General features: G+C 62.5%; 13 protein-coding genes. 6 read left to right on the top strand and 7 right to left on the bottom strand.

The features are described from left to right. Window positions 1-14: 14 nt before the first annotated feature. Window positions 15-1280 (bottom strand): aromatic ring-hydroxylating oxygenase subunit alpha, encoded by a 1266-nt coding sequence (locus GNT64_RS16180; protein WP_156680458.1) that lies wholly within the window; start codon window positions 1278-1280, stop codon window positions 15-17. A 344-nt stretch (window positions 1281-1624) separates the two neighbouring features. Here GNT64_RS16180 and GNT64_RS16175 point away from each other — a divergent pair, with 344 nt between their 5' ends. Then, window positions 1625-4072: a TonB-dependent receptor gene (locus GNT64_RS16175; protein ID WP_197277034.1), complete on the top strand. Its 2448-nt coding sequence runs from the start codon at window positions 1625-1627 to the stop codon at window positions 4070-4072. 135 nt (window positions 4073-4207) lie between these two features. Here GNT64_RS16175 and GNT64_RS16170 read toward each other — a convergent pair whose 3' ends face one another. From GNT64_RS16170 to GNT64_RS16150, 5 genes are all read right to left on the bottom strand, one after another. Continuing rightward, window positions 4208-5245 carry an NAD(P)-dependent alcohol dehydrogenase gene (locus tag GNT64_RS16170; protein WP_156680456.1) on the bottom strand — a complete coding sequence of 346 codons (1038 nt, stop codon included), beginning with the start codon at window positions 5243-5245 and terminating at the stop codon, window positions 4208-4210. A 19-nt stretch (window positions 5246-5264) separates the two neighbouring features. Next, a complete protein-coding gene (locus GNT64_RS16165) occupies window positions 5265-5672 on the bottom strand; it encodes a nuclear transport factor 2 family protein (RefSeq protein ID WP_197277033.1) in 408 nt (135 codons plus the stop codon). A 25-nt stretch (window positions 5673-5697) separates the two neighbouring features. After that, a complete protein-coding gene (locus GNT64_RS16160; RefSeq protein WP_231639049.1) occupies window positions 5698-6051 on the bottom strand; it encodes a hypothetical protein in 354 nt (117 codons plus the stop codon). Window positions 6052-6079: 28 nt separating this feature from the next. Next, window positions 6080-7180, bottom strand: coding sequence for a cytochrome P450 (locus tag GNT64_RS16155; RefSeq protein ID WP_156680453.1), 1101 nt, complete (start codon window positions 7178-7180; stop codon window positions 6080-6082). Window positions 7181-7363: 183 nt separating this feature from the next. Continuing rightward, window positions 7364-7690: a 2Fe-2S iron-sulfur cluster-binding protein gene (locus tag GNT64_RS16150; protein WP_156680452.1), complete on the bottom strand. Its 327-nt coding sequence runs from the start codon at window positions 7688-7690 to the stop codon at window positions 7364-7366. A gap of 214 nt (window positions 7691-7904) precedes the next feature. Between GNT64_RS16150 and GNT64_RS16145 the strand changes: the two genes are divergently transcribed. From GNT64_RS16145 to GNT64_RS16130, 4 genes are all read left to right on the top strand, one after another. Next, window positions 7905-10238, top strand: a complete 2334-nt coding sequence (locus tag GNT64_RS16145; RefSeq protein ID WP_156681699.1) for a transketolase — start codon at window positions 7905-7907, stop codon at window positions 10236-10238. Between the two features lie 3 nt (window positions 10239-10241). After that, complete coding sequence (locus GNT64_RS16140) at window positions 10242-11534, top strand: dihydrolipoamide acetyltransferase family protein (RefSeq protein ID WP_156680451.1); 1293 nt, start codon at window positions 10242-10244, stop codon at window positions 11532-11534. 102 nt (window positions 11535-11636) lie between these two features. Beyond that, window positions 11637-12518, top strand: a complete 882-nt coding sequence (locus tag GNT64_RS16135) for an NmrA family NAD(P)-binding protein (RefSeq protein WP_197277032.1) — start codon at window positions 11637-11639, stop codon at window positions 12516-12518. Between the two features lie 57 nt (window positions 12519-12575). Beyond that, window positions 12576-12908: a cupin domain-containing protein gene (locus GNT64_RS16130; protein ID WP_197277031.1), complete on the top strand. Its 333-nt coding sequence runs from the start codon at window positions 12576-12578 to the stop codon at window positions 12906-12908. Between the two features lie 21 nt (window positions 12909-12929). Here GNT64_RS16130 and GNT64_RS16125 read toward each other — a convergent pair whose 3' ends face one another. After that, window positions 12930-13334 (bottom strand): nuclear transport factor 2 family protein, encoded by a 405-nt coding sequence (locus GNT64_RS16125; protein WP_156680448.1) that lies wholly within the window; start codon window positions 13332-13334, stop codon window positions 12930-12932. Window positions 13335-13469: 135 nt separating this feature from the next. On the opposite strand from GNT64_RS16125, the gene GNT64_RS16120 reads away from it, so the two are divergent. After that, window positions 13470-15866, top strand: a complete 2397-nt coding sequence (locus GNT64_RS16120; RefSeq protein ID WP_231639048.1) for a TonB-dependent receptor — start codon at window positions 13470-13472, stop codon at window positions 15864-15866. Window positions 15867-15874: the final 8 nt, after the last annotated feature.

The raw sequence follows: 15874 nt of genomic DNA, 5'->3' as shown, positions 1-15874 counted from the left end.
AAGCGTGGTGATGGTCAGGCCATCGCCTCGCGAACCGTTTCAGCCGCGACCCACTTTTCCACCATGTCGATGCCGTGGCGGAGGAGGATCTCGTTATCCTGCAGCTGCATGAAATCCTTGGCGCGGGATTCGAGACCCTTCTGCGTGCGCGCCACGTTGGTCAGATCCTCGAGCAGCACTTCGCAGACGCGGGCGATATATTGCTCGACCCGGAAGCGCTCGACCACGTTGGTGGGCGGCGAGATGTAAAAGCGCGCCTCGTGACGCGTGCGATTGTAGGACAGCGGCCAATATTGATGGACGAAGAAACCGCCCTGGCCCGAATCGATGTGCGTATTTGGGAAGACATGGTTGACGTCCATCGACCAGTCGGCCGAGCCCGTGGGATTGACGGCCGGGTGGCTGAGAAATTCGGACACCGTATCGGCGCTGACCGCCGAGATCGCATTGCCCGTCGCCATCGCCGCCTGGCCGAGTCGCTCGACAAGGCTGTTAGGCTTAGCCTCATATTGGCTGTTGCCAAACATCGAGTTGACTCGATGCGGTCCGAAGATCTTCGCGTCGAGCAGATGAGCGAACGGGTTGCTCTTGGAGGCGAAGGTGTCGCCGATCGTCTGCGGATGGATGGCCGGGATGTGATAGGATTCGCTGAATGCGTCCGACACGACTTTCCAATTGCAATCCAATTCCGCAACGAACACGACCGGATGCTCTGCGGCGGTGTATTTCAGCCCGGCGAGGTACTCGCCGAAATCGCCGAGAAACTCTGTCAGAGAAACTTCCGGCACGGGGCTGAGATTGATGAAGACGAACCCTTCCCATACTTCGGCGGCGATAGGGGTGAGGCCGCACTTCTTCTTGTCAACTGAGAAGAATTGCGACTCGTCCGGTATGCCCAGCAGGTTGCCATCGTTGGCGTATGTCCAATTATGATAGCGGCACACAAAGCGGCTTGCGGTGCCGTGATCGTCGAGCACCACTTGGTTGCCGCGATGCGAGCATACGTTATGGAACGCCCGGATCGCGCCATCCTTAGCGCGGGTGACCAGGACTGAAGCGTTGCAGACCTCCACCTCTTTGACGATGTAGCTACCGGGCTTGGGCAATTCCTCTACCCGCCCCATCATCAACCAGGAGCGGCGAAAAACGCGCTCCTGCTCCAGTGCGTAGAAAGCGGGTGAGCGGTAGGGCTCCATTGGCACTGGTCCGGTGGACAGGCCATTCGCTTCGGTGAGGCTGTTGTTCGACGATCGCGAAGCCATGGGCACATGCTGGTTCATCGTCTCTCCGTCCTTGCTCCTTGCGGCGATCGATAGTTCGCCGGAGTTTGTACTAGACGCTAGATCAGCCTGACCGCTAGGTCAAGATGAGGATATAAGATGGTGAGCCATGAATCGCTCGCGTGGTCCGAGGTCCGATCCCGCTCAGGCGACCTTCTGCTGCCGCACCGCACAATAACTCACTGGAGCTTTGGTCAGTAAAAAGCCGAGCAACTGCGTTGACAGCCGCACGAACTGTAAATACGGTCAGTTTGAGTAGGCCGGAAACTGGCCGCGATCATAACAGCCGGTAGGACGGCGTAGGGGAGGCCTGCATGACAAACCATCGCAAAATAGCGCTTATAATGTCCGTCTCGGCGATTGCGATGGCCGGTTCGGCCCATGCGCAGACCGCGTTGCCATCGGGCCAGACGGGTACCGATCCGGCCGTCACGTCCGATGTGGTGCCGTCCGCTACGCAATCGACGCCCACCCCAGATACGGCCGGGGTGTCGACGAATGAAGGTATTCAGGAGATTGTCGTCACCGCGCAAAAGCGTTCGGAAACGGCGAACCGGATCGGCATGTCGATCACCGCATTGCCCGCGATCGCGCTGACGCAGAAGGGCATCACTTCGCCAAGCGATCTCGCGAAGGTGGTGCCGGGCTTCGTCGCCTCGCCCGCCCCGCGCGGTGCGCCGGTCTATGCGATTCGCGGCATCGGCTTCGACGACTCCACGCTCGGCTCGGCTTCCACTGTCGCGACCTATATCGATGAAGTGCCGCTGTCCTATCCGGTCGAGACGCGCTTCGCTACGATGGACTTGGAGCGGGTGGAAGTGCTGAAGGGGCCGCAGGGCATCCTGTTCGGACAAAACTCCACGGCCGGCGCGATCAATTTCATCGCCGCCAAGCCGACCGACGAGTTTAAGGCGGGTTTCGACGGAAGCTACGGGCGCTTCAACGAGGCGATGGGGCAGGTGTTCGTGTCCGGGCCGCTGTCCGATCGCTTGAAAGTTCGCATCAGCGGCATGGGCACGCGTTCCGACGGCTGGCAGAAAAGCTACACGCGCGACGACAAGCTCGGCGCCAAGCGGCAATATGCCGGCCGCATCATTGCCATGTGGAACCCGGTCGACGCGCTGCAGCTGACGCTCAACGTGAATGGCTGGCGCGACAAATCCGATACGCAGGCGGCGCAACTGCAGAACGCCTTCCCGCTGCTCGCCTGCTGCGGCCCGGCGCCCTATGCCAATTACCCGCATGCGCCGAACAATGCGCGTGCGGCGGACTGGGACGCCAATCCGCTTTTTCCGCTGCGCCGGAACGACAGCATGTTCCAATCCTCGCTGCGGGCCGACCTGACTTTGGCCGAGGGATTGGTACTGACATCGATCAGCGCCTACACCCGGTACAAGCAGAATTTTGCAATCGATCTGGACGGTGCCAATATCCGCGACTTCTCGTTGACGGACAAGGGCAAGGTCAACTCGTTCAACCAGGAAGTTCGCCTGGCGGGTGACTTCGATCGATTGAAGTTCATTGTCGGCGGTAATTATGCCAAGGATAAGGTATACCAGTATAACGGGTATTTCCTGCCGGAATCCTCCGTGAACATCGGCTTCCTGGGCAACACCGATGCGGCGTCCTTTTTCAGCCAGCCGATCAAGGATGTCGCGGTTTTCGGCAATGTCGATTTCAAGGTAACGGACAGCCTGACGCTGCATGGCGGCGCGCGCTACACCAAGGACAAGCGGATCTATACCGGCTGTACCGCCGATTATGGCGATGGCGTGCAGGGCGGCATCTTCAATATCGTCTACGCCAGCATCGTCGGCCATCCGTTCAACATCCAGCCCGGCGGATGCACCTCCAATAATCCCGTGCTCAATCCGAATGGCAGCGTGAAGGATCTGATCCCCGGCCTTGCCGTGCAGAAGCTAAACCAGGATAATGTGAGCTGGCGCGCCGGCGTGGATTATCAGGCAACGCCGACCATGCTGGTCTATGCCAATGTGAGCAGGGGCTATAAATCGGGCAGCTTCCCCTCCGTCAACGTGGTGGCGAACAGCCAGCTCGAAGGCGTGACGCAGGAATCGGTGCTCGCTTATGAGGGCGGCGTGAAGGCCGGCCTGTTCAACCGCCGCCTGCAGATCAACGCCGCGGGCTTCTACAACGACTATACCGACAAGCAGCTGCGCGGCCGCATCCTCGATCCGTTCGGTTTCTTCGGCGTTCTGGACAAGCTGCTCAACATTCCGAAATCGCGCGTTTACGGCGCGGAGATCTCGGTTCAGGCGCTGCCGACCGAAGGGCTGAACCTCAACGTCTCCGCGACCTATGTGAATACGAAGGTGACGAAGAGCTTCTTCGCTTATGATCCGGTCGGCAACCTGTTCGACTATAAGGGCCTTGCCTTCCCACATACGCCCAAGTGGAATATCACGGCATCGGCGGATTATGAGCGGCCGATCAGCAACGGGCTGAAGGGGTTTGTCGGCGCGAACCTGCTCTACCAGAGCAAAACGATCGGGCTATTCGCCGATCCGGCCATCATCTCGCAGAGTCCGCTCGATCCGGTCAATCGCCCGGGCGTGAAAGTGCCGGGCAACAGCTTCGACGTGAAGGCTTTCACGACCGTGGATGCACAGGTCGGGGTGGCCGATGCCGATGGCAAATGGCGCGCCTGGATCTTCGGTCGTAACATTTTCAACGAGTATTACTGGACGAACGCGACCCAAAGCTTCGACTCCATCTACCGTCTGGCGGGCATGCCGCGCACCTATGGCGTCTCGGTATCGTTGCGTTACTAACCGAATATCCCTCCCTGCTCAGGGCCTGCCGATCATGGATCGGCGGGCCTCTTTTTTGCGCGGATGGGCCAGTGGACATAAAAAAGGGGGCCGTGCCGGTTGTGGCAGGACCCACGATGCTTCGATGTAGCGTGGTTAGTCGAACGTGACGACTGCGCGTCCGGTGAGCTTGCCAGTGCGCAGATGCTCGTAGGCGGTTTCGACCTCGTCGAAGGCGAAGCGTTCGATGTCGATGTGCAGCAGATCGCGCGCGGCGAGATCGCAGACTTCACGTAGATCGGCTCGCTTGCTGCCGAGCGAGATGGCGAATTCGCAGCTCGTCGCCATGGTACCCCAGCCGACGCTGAGCGTGCCCAGTTCCATGCCGACGAGAACGATCCGGCCCTGCGGCCGCGAGACTCGCGCGGCCAGCGCGAGCGTGGCGTCCGACCCGACGAAGTCGATGATCGCCTCGCAGCCGCGTCCACCGGTGAGGTCCATGATCTGTTCGGCGGCGCGGTCGTCCGAGAGGATCGCGTGATCGGCGCCGCGCGTATGAGCGTGCTGCAGGCGCGCGGGCGCAACATCGACCGCAAAGATCCGCGCCTGAGACAGGATTTTTAGGAACTGCACGCCGAACGCGCCGAGGCCGCCGATGCCGATCACAAGCGCATTGGTGCCGGCCGTCAGCCGTTCCTCCACGCTCTTGACGGCACGGTAGGCGGTCACGCCGGCGTCCGTCAGCGGTGCGACCTTCACAGGATCAAGTGCACCAATGGACAGGACCTCCTTGCGCGGAACCACGAGATAGGGCGCGAGGCCGCCATCGATGCCGCAGCCGCGGGTGATCGGCAGCGGACCGCGCGAATTAGTGGTGCAGCTCTGTTCCACGCCGTTTAGGCAGTAGTCGCAGTAACCGCATACCTGCATGTGGTGGACGACAACGGCGTCCCCTTCCCGCACGCCGGTGACGCCTTGTCCGCAGGCATCGATGATGCCGGCATTCTCATGGCCGAGCGTATAGCCGGCGCTGAGCCAGTCCGAATAAGGCGGGCCGGCCATCATATCGAGATCGGAGCGGCACAGGCCTGCCCCCTTCATACGCAGGACGACCTCGCCCGGACCGGGAGTAGGCTTTGTCACCTCCTCAAACTCCGGTGCGCGGCCCCACTCGACGATCCGATAGGCTTTCATTTTATCATCCCGTTTGTGTTCAGCTGGGCCGAACGATTTTGCTGCCTACGAGCGCGGTCTCAACTGCGACGGTGTCGAGATACTCGACGATCGTGACGATCCTGTCGTCCTTCACGCGGCAGATGAAACAATAGGTGTGCTGATCGTAAGGGCCGTGGGGGCCGACGCCGTGGACGTTAGCGATCACGGCGGCACGGTCGCCTTCGGCGATGATGTCGTCGACCGCCATCTTGGCTGGTTCCTTGAAGGTGGAGAGCATCGGGATCATGTCGCTGAGCAGCGTCTGCTTGGTGAAGCGCCTGGATAGCGGCGTGTCACCGATGATCGTCCAAGTGGAATCCTCGCTCAGCGTATCGAATCCGCCGGCGAAATCGCCCGAACACAGCTTGCTGAAAAAGGCCGAGACCGTTTCCTTGGTGGTCGCCATTAATCTCTCCTGTCTATGTTTTTCGTCAGGCGAAGGGCTGCGGCCCCTGCACCAGCCTGATGCCGTGGGGATAAGGCGAGTGCGGCGCGCGAGGCTGCCCATGGAGCTCCACCGCCATGGCGGCGTGGGCAAGCGAGAGCACGAGACGATAAAGCCGCGCCTCGGGCCCGGGAAAGGCGTTCAGATCAAACGGCATGAGATAGGCAAGAGCGGCATCGGCGCGGCTGACCATCTGATTGTAGAAGGCGGTGATGCTCGCCATTTCGGCCTGCGCGCGGCGATCCCAGCGGATCTGGCCATCCTCGCCCGCCCAATATTCGACCAGCGGCTCCAGATCCTCAAAGCCCTGCGGGAGCAGTCTTTCGGTTGTCTCGGTCATCATCCCTCCTCGCTGTGAGCCTGTGATATCAGGCCGCATCCGATGTGGTTGCCGGATCCCATATCAGCGGCAGGCGATCGACGCAGCCGACTACACCGCAGCTGAAGGTGATCTGCGCTGCCGGATCGACACTGAAAACGGGAATGCGCTTGAACCATTCCTCCAACGTGATGCGGATCTCGACACGCGCCAGATGTGCGCCGGGGCATTTATGCGCGCCGTTGCCGAAGGTGGAGTGGTTGGCCGTCGAGCGGTGGAAACTGACGGTGAGCGGATCGGGATTTTCATTCTCGTCCAGGCCGTGCAGGACCGTGGGCAGCACGATCATCTCACCCGCCTTCATGGCGACGCCCTCGAATTCCATGTCGCCGGCGATCTCGCGCCCGTCCGAAATGATCGGGAAGCGACGAAGCAGTTCCTCGACCGCGATGCCGATCAACTCGGGTGTCTCCACCAGTTCGCGGGCGCTTTCCGGATGCGTGGCGAAATGCAGCATGATGAAGCTGAGCATGTTGACGACGGTATCGACGCCCCCCACCAGCACCTGCGCGCAGAGTTCGGCGGCTTCCTTGGGGGTGAGGGCACGGTCACCGACCTTACCGTTGACGATCCCGGTGATAAGATCGGTGCCGAGGCCTCCGCGACGAGCCTCCGTCCACGGCGCCATATAGCTGACGAGTGCGGCGATCGCGTCCGCATAGTTCATCGTACCATCGGGGCGGGTGGTCTGATCGACCCAATACTTGATCTTCGGGGCGTCCTCCATCGGAAGATCGACCATGTTCATGAAGATGCGGACCGGCAATTGCTCGGCGTAGTCGGTCGTGAAGTTGCAGCGCCCGTTCGGCCGCAGGTCTTCGATCAGGCTGGCTGCCATCGTGCGGATCCGATCCTCGATCGCTGCGACACCGCGCGGCGAGAGACCGTTGGTGATGAGCGCGCGGTAGGGCCGGTGCGTCGGAGGATCGATCGTCGATGGGGGCAGCTGGTGGTGCTCGCCATTTTCCTTCGGCACGAACAGCACGCGGCTGGAGAAGCGCTTGTAGTCGGCGAAGATGTGGCTGATCAACCGCCCGGTGGTCGCCATCCAGTGGCCGCCGTTGCGCGGGGTCCAGACGAGTTCGGGCACGCCGCTATCCTTCAGCGCCTTCCAGGCCAGATGGAAGTTCTCGCGCCCGTTCGGCGGCGCGTAGATGTCGAAGTCGACGACGCGGTCCTCCGGCACATGCGCCGGCCGCGCTACGGCCGGGCTGAGGGGGGGCGCTTCCATGATCGCTTCCATAACCACTCCTTGGCTGCCGTCCGGTTCGCTTCAGGCGAGCCCCTGATCCGACGGGATGGTGAGAAGGATGCCGTCCAAGGCATCACTGACCTTGACCTGACAGGACAGGCGGGAGCGTTCAGTATATCCCACGATGCATTCGAGCAGATCGGTTTCATATTCGGTCGGCGGATCGATCGCATCGATGAAGTTGGCATCGATATAGACATGGCAGGTGGCGCAGGAACAGCCGCCGCCACACTCGCCGTCTATCCCGACCACGCCGTTGTTGACGGCGACCTCCATCAGGGTGAAACCGTTGCGTGCATCGATGTCGACCGACTCGCCATCGGGCTGCTTGAAGATGATCTTCGCCATTCGCCTCCCCTCGCGGGCTATCTGCGCGCTGCGCGGTCCGTGTCGCGCTTTCCACGACTATGCCGAGAGACTGACCAATTTGTCAACTCAGAATTCGGCAGGCATGGTTATCGCGTGGATCTCGGCGCGTGATCGAGCGTCCACGGCAATTTCGGCTGGACATCACCAACGTTCAACCTGTACAAACGGTCAAAATGACAGTGGGAGGGCAGGAATGTCGGGTGGACCGGATTCGGGCGCGATAGAATCGCTGGTCACGCTGGATGCCCGTCTGCGCTGGCTCTCCGCTTGGACCATACACAATGCCAACCATCTGCGGCCGAGCCGTGACGGCCTTAAGGTCGGTGGCCATCAAGCATCGTGCGCGTCGATCTCGACGATCATGGCGGTGCTGTACTTCCATGCTCTGCGCCCGCAGGACAAGGTGGCCGTAAAGCCTCACGCCGGGCCGGTGCTGCATGCGATCCAGTATCTCTACGGCCGGCAAGAGCGCGACCAGCTGGAGCGGTTCCGGGGTATGGGCGGGGCGCAGAGCTATCCCTCCCGCACGAAGGACCGCATCCCGGTCGATTTCTCGACCGGATCGGTCGGCCTCGGCGTGGCGATCACGGCGTTCGCCAGCCTTGTGCAGGATTATCTCATCGCCCATGGCCGCCTTGGCGCCGACCAGACCGGCCGCATGGTGGCGCTGATGGGAGATGCCGAACTCGACGAGGGCAATATCTACGAATGCCTGATCGAGGCCTACAAGCACGACATCCGCAACTGTTGGTGGATCGTCGACTATAACCGCCAGTCGCTGGACCACACGACGGCCGACCGGATGTTCAACCGCTTCGACGACATCTTTCGTACCTGCGGCTGGCGGGTCATCACCCTGAAACATGGAAAGATGCAGCTTGCCGCCTTCGCGCGGCCCGGTGGCAAGGCGCTGGAGCAGTGGATCGATGCATGCCCGAATGCCGATTACGCAGCGCTGACCTATCAGGGGGGGGCGGCCTGGCGGAAGCGCATCCTCGCCGATATCGGGGCGATGCCCGATATCGCCGCCCTGCTCGACAGCTACGACGATCCCGCACTTTCGACGTTGATGACCAATCTTGGCGGCCACTGCGTCGAGACGCTGATGGAGGCGTTCGCCGACGCCGCCGACGACCGGCCGACGATGTTCATCGCTTATACCATCAAGGGCTACGGCCTGCCTTTCGCGGGCCACAAGGATAATCACGCCGGGCTGATGAACCCCACCCAGATCGGCGATCTGCGCACCTCGCTCGGCATTGCGGAGGGCGACGAATGGTCTCCCTACGGCGGGCTTGGCCACAATGCCGCGAAGGCGCTGGAAGCGTTCGTCGCGACGGCGCCGCTCGCCGCGCTCCCGTCGGTGCAGGCGGACGCAGTGGCGGTGCCGGCGATCGCCGCACCGCAGGGCGCCGAACAATCGACGCAGGCCGCCTTCGGCCGCATCCTGCTCGAACTCGCCAAGGCGGGGCACCCGATCGCCGACCGGATCGTCACGACCTCGCCCGACGTGACGGTCTCGACCAACCTCGGCGCGTTCGTGAACCAGCGCGGGCTGTTCCGCCGACAGGAACTGGCCGACGTCTTTCACGCCGCCAAGATCCCCTCGCCGCAGAAATGGGTCGGTCACGGCGCCGGCCAGCATATCGAGTTGGGTATCGCCGAGAACAATCTGTTCCTGATGCTGGCGGCATTGGGGCTGGCTGAGCCGCTGTTCGGCACGCGCCTTATCCCGGTCGGGACGGTCTATGACCCGTTCATCGCGCGCGGCCTCGATGCGCTAAACTACGGGTGCTACCAGGATGCGCGCTTTCTGCTCGTCGCAACACCGTCGGGCCTGACGCTCGGCCCCGAGGGCGGAGCGCACCAATCGATCAACTCGCCGCTGATCGGCATGGGGCAGCCGGGCCTGACCTATTTTGAACCGGCTTACGTCGACGAACTGGCGTTGATGATGGAGCATGCCTTTCATCATCTGCAGGCACCGGCGCCGGAGGGCGGCTCCGTATATCTTCGGCTCAGTACGCGCGCGCTCACGCAGATCGAAAGGACGGATGACGACTGGCAAGTGGATGCGGTGAAGGGCGCTTATTGGCTGCGACGGCCACAAGCGGACGCTCAGGTCGCCATCCTGTTCACCGGCGCGATCGCTCCCGAGGCGATCGCGGCTTGGGAAAGCATGTCCGAGGATCTGCCGGGGTTGGGGCTGCTCAACGTGACGTCGCCCGATCTGCTGCATCGCGGCTGGTCCGCCCGGCGTTCGGCGCGCTGGGGCAGCCGCGAGGCCACGCCGAGCCATATCGAGCGGCTGCTGCGCGATCTTGCGCCCGGCGCCGGGCTGGTCACGATCATAGACGGATCGCCCTCCGCCCTCTCGTGGATCGGCGGGGTGCTGGGCCAGCGGGTAAGCCCGCTCGGCATCGATCGTTTCGGCCAGACTGGCGACCTGCCCGATCTCTATCGCACCTACCGGCTCGATCCAGACGCGATCGTCGAGGCCGCCGCCGAACTCCTGCTGGACGCATAGCCGATGACGACGGACCTGCTCATGCCGGCATTCTCGCCGACGATGGAATATGGCACGATCGCCAAATGGCTGGTCCGCGAGGGTGACCCCATCGCGCCTGGCGACCTGCTCGCCGAGGTCGAGACCGACAAGGCGACGATGGAACTCGAAGCGGAGGAAGGCGGGGTGCTGCTGTCCATCCTCGTGCCCCAGGGGACCGATGACGTGGCGGTCGGCACCGCGATCGCGCGGATCGGTGTAGCGGAATCGGAATCGGCCGGGCAGGCAACGCCCCACCGCGAACCTGCGCCGACCCCGACCGGGGAAGCGGTTATGGCTACCGCCATCCCGGCCGTCCCCGCCGCGCCGCCCACGGCCGGCGCGCTCGCCCGCGTGCGGAGAGATCCGCCGGTGTACGATGGTTCCTCCTCGGCGCTGGCGCGCAAGGTGGCCGAAGCGCGGGGGATGGACCTTCACCAGGTGAAGGGCAGCGGCGCCGGCGGGCGCATCCTGCTCGCCGATATCCTGCCTGTGCGTGCGATGGTGTCCGCCACCTCGTCGGCACCGGCACCGGTACCGGCTGCGGTCCCGGCCGCTGCCCCGCCACAAGAGCCGCCGACCGACATACCGTTCCATACGCTGCCGCTTTCGGCCATGCGCCGGACGATCGCCCGCCGCCTGACCGAGTCCAAGCGGGACGTGCCGCATTTCTATCTATCGTCCGATTGCCGGATTGATGCGCTGCTGGCGTTGCGCGCGCAACTGAACGCGGGCCTCGCCGCATCAGGCGTGAAGATCTCGATCAACGATTTTCTGATGAAGGCACTCGCGGTCGCGCTGGTGATGGTGCCGGAGGCGAATGTGCGCTTCGGCGGCGACACGCTCTACATGTTCGATCGGGTCGATATCGCGATGGCCGTGGCCGTTGAGGGCGGCCTGGTGACCCCGGTGATCAATGATGTCGGCCGCTGCGCGCTGTCCGCCCTGTCACAGCAGTCACGCGCGCTGGCCGATGCGGCGCGCGACGGCAGCCTTGCGCCCGAAGTCTGTCGGGGGGGCACCGTGTCGCTCTCCAACTTGGGGATGTACGGAGTCAGCGAGATGATCCCGATCATCAATCCGCCACAGGCGATGATCCTGGGGGTCGGCGCAAGCGAGGCGCGGTTCGTGCCGGACGGCGCCGGTGCCCCGCAGCTCGCGACGATCCTGCGAGCGACCGCCAGTTTCGACCACCGCGCGATAGACGGGGCGATTGCCGCACGCGTGATGCAGGCGTTTCGCGAGGCGGTTGAGCAGCCGCTGGCGATCGTTGCCTAGCAAAGCAACTGGTCAGTAGATTGCCGCGCGGGCCGTGGGTTGGTATGCCGAGACATGCGATACTAGAAGCGGGGCCGAGCCCCACGATATAGGAGATTGGGCGTGGCGAAGACCGTAACAGTATTTGGAGCGACCGGCACGTCTGGTGGCGGCGCCGCGCGCAAGCTGGCGGCGGCAGGCTGGACGGTACGCGGCATCACCCGCGACACTGCCGGCGACAAGGCGCGCGCGGCGGCGGAGCAGGGGATCACGCTTTTCGCCGCCGATCTCGATGATCGGGCGAGCATCCGCAAGGCGATTGAGGGCGCCGATGCCGTGTATTTCGCGGGCCCGTCGCTGCTCAACCGGTGGGATATCGGGCAGGCTGTGCAAGGTATCAACGCGGTGGACGCGGCGATTGAGGTGGGTATGCCGCACTTCGTCTATCAGTCCGCGCTGACCGGCGATGCGCGCGGCTATCTGAGTGTCGGCTCCAAGCGCGCGATCGAGGAGCGTATCGCCGAGACCGAACTGCCGGTGACGATCCTGCAGCCGGCCTGGTTCATGGATAATTTCCTCAACTATTTCCCGATCAACGAGCAGGACGGCAAGCTGGTGATCGCAATGGCGATCCCGGTGGACAAGGTGAACGGACTGATTTCCGCCGAGGATATCGGCAATGCCGCCGCCGCCGTAATTACCAACCCTCATACCTATATCGGCCGCACGATCGATCTGACGGCCGATATCGGCAGCCCGGCGGACATGGCGCGCATCATCGGAGAGGAAGTGGGCAAGGATGCGGTCGCGGTGGAAGTGCCGCTGGAGGCGATCGCCCAGCATTGGCCCGAGGGCTACGACCTCTACAAATGGCTGAGCACGCGCCCCACGCAGGATGATCCCGGCAGCCTCACCGCGCTGATTGGCAAGCCGCTGGATTTCCGCCACTGGGTGCGACTGAAGCTCGCGCCCGGGCTGAGAGAGAAGTTCGGCGTCGCAGCCTGATCTGAGCAGGGGGGCAGGGCGATGAAGGTCAGTCATCTGCGGCTGCAGGATCAGCCCTTGCTCGGCCCGCCGATCGATGGACTCGATCGGCGGCCGATACCTGGCAGCGCATCGATGGTCATGGAGGTGCGGCTGCGCGAAGGGTTCGTCGTGCCGCGGCACAACCACCCGGAGGAGCAGTTCAGCTACATGATTTCTGGGCACCTGCAATTCTGGACCGACGACGAGCCGGAGGGCTTCATCGTCGGTCCGGGCGATCTGGTGCATTTCCCGCCGAACGCGTGGCACCGCGCGCTGGCGCTCGACGACGTGGTGGAGATTGATTTCTTCTGCCCGATCCGGCCGCAACTGCTCGGCCCGCTCATTACCGCGAGCGGCGATCCGGCCTGAGCCGGTCCCCGCCGCGCAGCATCAGGCGTTGACCAGCCTTTTGCCGAACACTGCGGTCTCCAGCATGGTGAGATCCATGAATTCGATGATCTCGCTGAACTCGTCGCCGCGAACCGTCGCGACAAAGGCATAATAAGGCTGGTGGTAGGGGCCGGTAGGTCCAGTGCCGCTGCCGCCGGCCATCAGCGCCGCCCGGTTCCCATCTACGATCGGCTCCTGAAAGCGCAGCTGCGGCGGAGCCGTGAAGGTCGACAGGACCGGCACCAGATTGTCCAGCAGATCCTGCCGACCCGCATAGACGCGCGACACCGGGGTCGTGCCGGGCACAATGTAGCGGCCATCAGCCGCCAGCATGCTGAACGCTTCGACGAAGCGCATTTCCTCGATCAATTGGGCAAATCGCACTGCTACGTTCCGCGTCGTCATCCAAGCCTCCTCGCCAAAAATGTTCTCTCGGGCAACGGCGGTAGCCGATTGACCATGATCTCAACAGACCATATGGTCAGCAAACATTCAAGATGCCGTCGTTGCAACGCCGGCACTGCGTGGGAGGGTGGAATAATGGATATCGGAAAGCTGGCGCTGCTCGGCTGTGTTTCGGGCATGGCGCTCCTGGCGAGCGGGCCTGCCCTGGCGCAGGCCGTGCCCGATCCGGCCGGCGGACCAACAGCGGCGGCTGGGGCGGACGAAAGCCGATCCGACGACATCGTTGTGACGGCGAACAAGCGCGAGCAGCGGCTGAATGATGTGGGCCTCGCGGTGGCCGTCGTTGGCGGGCAGGCGTTGCAGAACCAGCGGGTGTCCTCGCTCGCTGATCTCGCCAACATCGTGCCAAGCCTATCTTATACCAACAGTGCCAACGGAACCCCGGTCTATACTTTGCGTGGTATCGGCTTTTATGAGACCTCGCTTGCGGCTTATCCCACGGTGAGCATCTATCTCGACGAGGTGCCGCTGTCGTTCCCGGCAACCACGAGACACTCAGTCTATGATCTGGAACGGGTGGAGGTGCTGAAAGGGCCGCAGGGCACGCTGTTCGGCCAGAATGCGACGGGCGGCGCAATCAACTATATAGCGGCCAAGCCAACGCGCGATCTGCGGGCCGGGATTGACCTGAGCTATGGCCGCTTCAACGAGGTGATCGGCGAGGGCTATTTCAGCGGTCCGCTCGGCGAGAAGGCGCAGATGCGGGCCAGCGCGCGGATCGAACGGGCCGATGGCTGGCAGCGCAGCAATTCGCGCCCCGGTGATAGCAACGGGAAGGTGCGCAACTATATGGGACGCGTACAGCTTGCGCTCCAGCCAACGGAGACGATCAACCTGCTGCTGAACGTGAACGGCTGGAAGGACAAGAGCGAGACGCAGGCGCCTCAGGCGATCGGCTTTAATATACAAAACCCGTTCGTTTCGTCTCTGGTGACGAACTCGCAGCTTTCCCCGGAGAGACCGCGCGCTTCGGACTTCACCCCCGGCTATACTCGGGCCGATAATCGTATGTGGCAGGCATCGCTTCGCGGCGATCTGGATCTGACCGACGATGTCACGCTGACATCGATTTCGGCCTACCTCGATTACAAGCAGGATCAGGCGGACGAGGGAGACGGCCTCCCGATCTCGACTCTCGATCTGCCCTCCGACCAAGGCAGGATCAAGACCGTGTCGCAGGAGGTCCGCCTGACCAACGGCAGCGCCAATCGACTGCGCTGGGTGATCGGCGGCAATTACGAGCATAGCAGGATCGATCAGGAAATATTGGTCGATTATCACGACAGCTCGTCGACAACGACATTGGGCGTCGTGTTTGGCTACCCGATCGCCAACTCCTTTTACTATAGCTACCAGCGCAAGCGGAACTATGCATTCTTCGGCAATGTGGAGTTTGATGTGTTGCCCAACCTGACCCTGAAGGGAGGCACGCGCTACACCAACGCTCGCGCGAGCACCCGCAGCTGCAATTCGGATCGTACAGGAATCGCGGACAATGTGGGACCGTTCTTCTACAATATCCTGCTCGGCGGTGCGTTCGGGCCGTACAAGAGCGGCGCCTGTTTCCAGATCAACGATCAGCCGACCGAAATCGGCGGCGTCGCACCCGGCGCCCCGGGCGAATATGATGCGACGTTGAAGGAGAATAACATCTCGTGGCGTGGCGGGATCGACTGGAAGCCACGGCCAGGACTGCTGCTCTATGGCAACGTCGCCAAGGGCTATAAAGCGGGTGGCTTCCCCACCGTTTCCAGTTCTTCCTTCGTCGCTTACTTGCCCGTACGGCAGGAGTCGGTGATATCCTACGAAGCCGGCTTTAAGGCGGAACTTCTCGATCGTACTTTGCAATTCAACGCGGCAGCATTCTATTATGATTATCGCAACAAGCAGTTGCGATCCAAGCTGAACCAGCCGCCCTTTGGTATCCTCGATATTCTGCAGAATATTCCGAAATCTACGGTGAAGGGTTTCGAGATCGAACTGCTCGCGCGGCCGACCCGGCAGCTCACGGTCAATGCGACAATGACCTATATCGACGCCAAGGTCGATCGGTTCGTCGGTATCAACGCGGCCGGCGTCGCGGCGGATTTCGGCGGCACGCGCGTGCCGTTCACGCCCAAATATCAGGTGGGCGTGAATGCCGACTATGATTTCCCGCTAAGCCGGGCGATCGATGCATTCGTCGGCAGCAGCATGAACATGCGCTCGGACACCGTCTCAGTGGTCGGCGGGGACATCAATCCGGCGACGGCGAGCCCGCAAGGCAAATCGCTGTTTGGGATCGACAGCTACGTGCTTGTCGATGCGCGAGTGGGAATCAAAAGTCAGGACGATCGCTGGCGTCTATCGCTGTGGGCGAAGAACCTGTTCAATACCTATTATTGGAACAATGTCGTCGCAGCGTTCGATACCATCGGTAGGTACACCGGAAAGCCAGCGACATACGGCGTGAATGTCTCGTATCGCATATAGGACGGTTG

Source organism: Sphingomonas profundi (assembly GCF_009739515.1).
GTDB lineage: Bacteria > Pseudomonadota > Alphaproteobacteria > Sphingomonadales > Sphingomonadaceae > Alterirhizorhabdus > Alterirhizorhabdus profundi.
This window is presented reverse-complemented; position numbering and strand designations above follow the sequence as displayed.

Coding starts and splice junctions, on each gene's coding strand:
- GNT64_RS16175 (WP_197277034.1), top strand. CDS start 1,625: ATGTCCGTCTCGGCGATTGCGATGGCCGGTTCGGCCCATGCGCAGACC.
- GNT64_RS16150 (WP_156680452.1), bottom strand. CDS start 7,690: ATGGCGAAGATCATCTTCAAGCAGCCCGATGGCGAGTCGGTCGACATC.
- GNT64_RS16170 (WP_156680456.1), bottom strand. CDS start 5,245: ATGAAAGCCTATCGGATCGTCGAGTGGGGCCGCGCACCGGAGTTTGAG.
- GNT64_RS16145 (WP_156681699.1), top strand. CDS start 7,905: ATGTCGGGTGGACCGGATTCGGGCGCGATAGAATCGCTGGTCACGCTG.
- GNT64_RS16120 (WP_231639048.1), top strand. CDS start 13,470: ATGGATATCGGAAAGCTGGCGCTGCTCGGCTGTGTTTCGGGCATGGCG.
- GNT64_RS16160 (WP_231639049.1), bottom strand. CDS start 6,051: ATGACCGAGACAACCGAAAGACTGCTCCCGCAGGGCTTTGAGGATCTG.
- GNT64_RS16125 (WP_156680448.1), bottom strand. CDS start 13,334: ATGACGACGCGGAACGTAGCAGTGCGATTTGCCCAATTGATCGAGGAA.
- GNT64_RS16180 (WP_156680458.1), bottom strand. CDS start 1,280: ATGAACCAGCATGTGCCCATGGCTTCGCGATCGTCGAACAACAGCCTC.
- GNT64_RS16165 (WP_197277033.1), bottom strand. CDS start 5,672: ATGGCGACCACCAAGGAAACGGTCTCGGCCTTTTTCAGCAAGCTGTGT.
- GNT64_RS16140 (WP_156680451.1), top strand. CDS start 10,242: ATGACGACGGACCTGCTCATGCCGGCATTCTCGCCGACGATGGAATAT.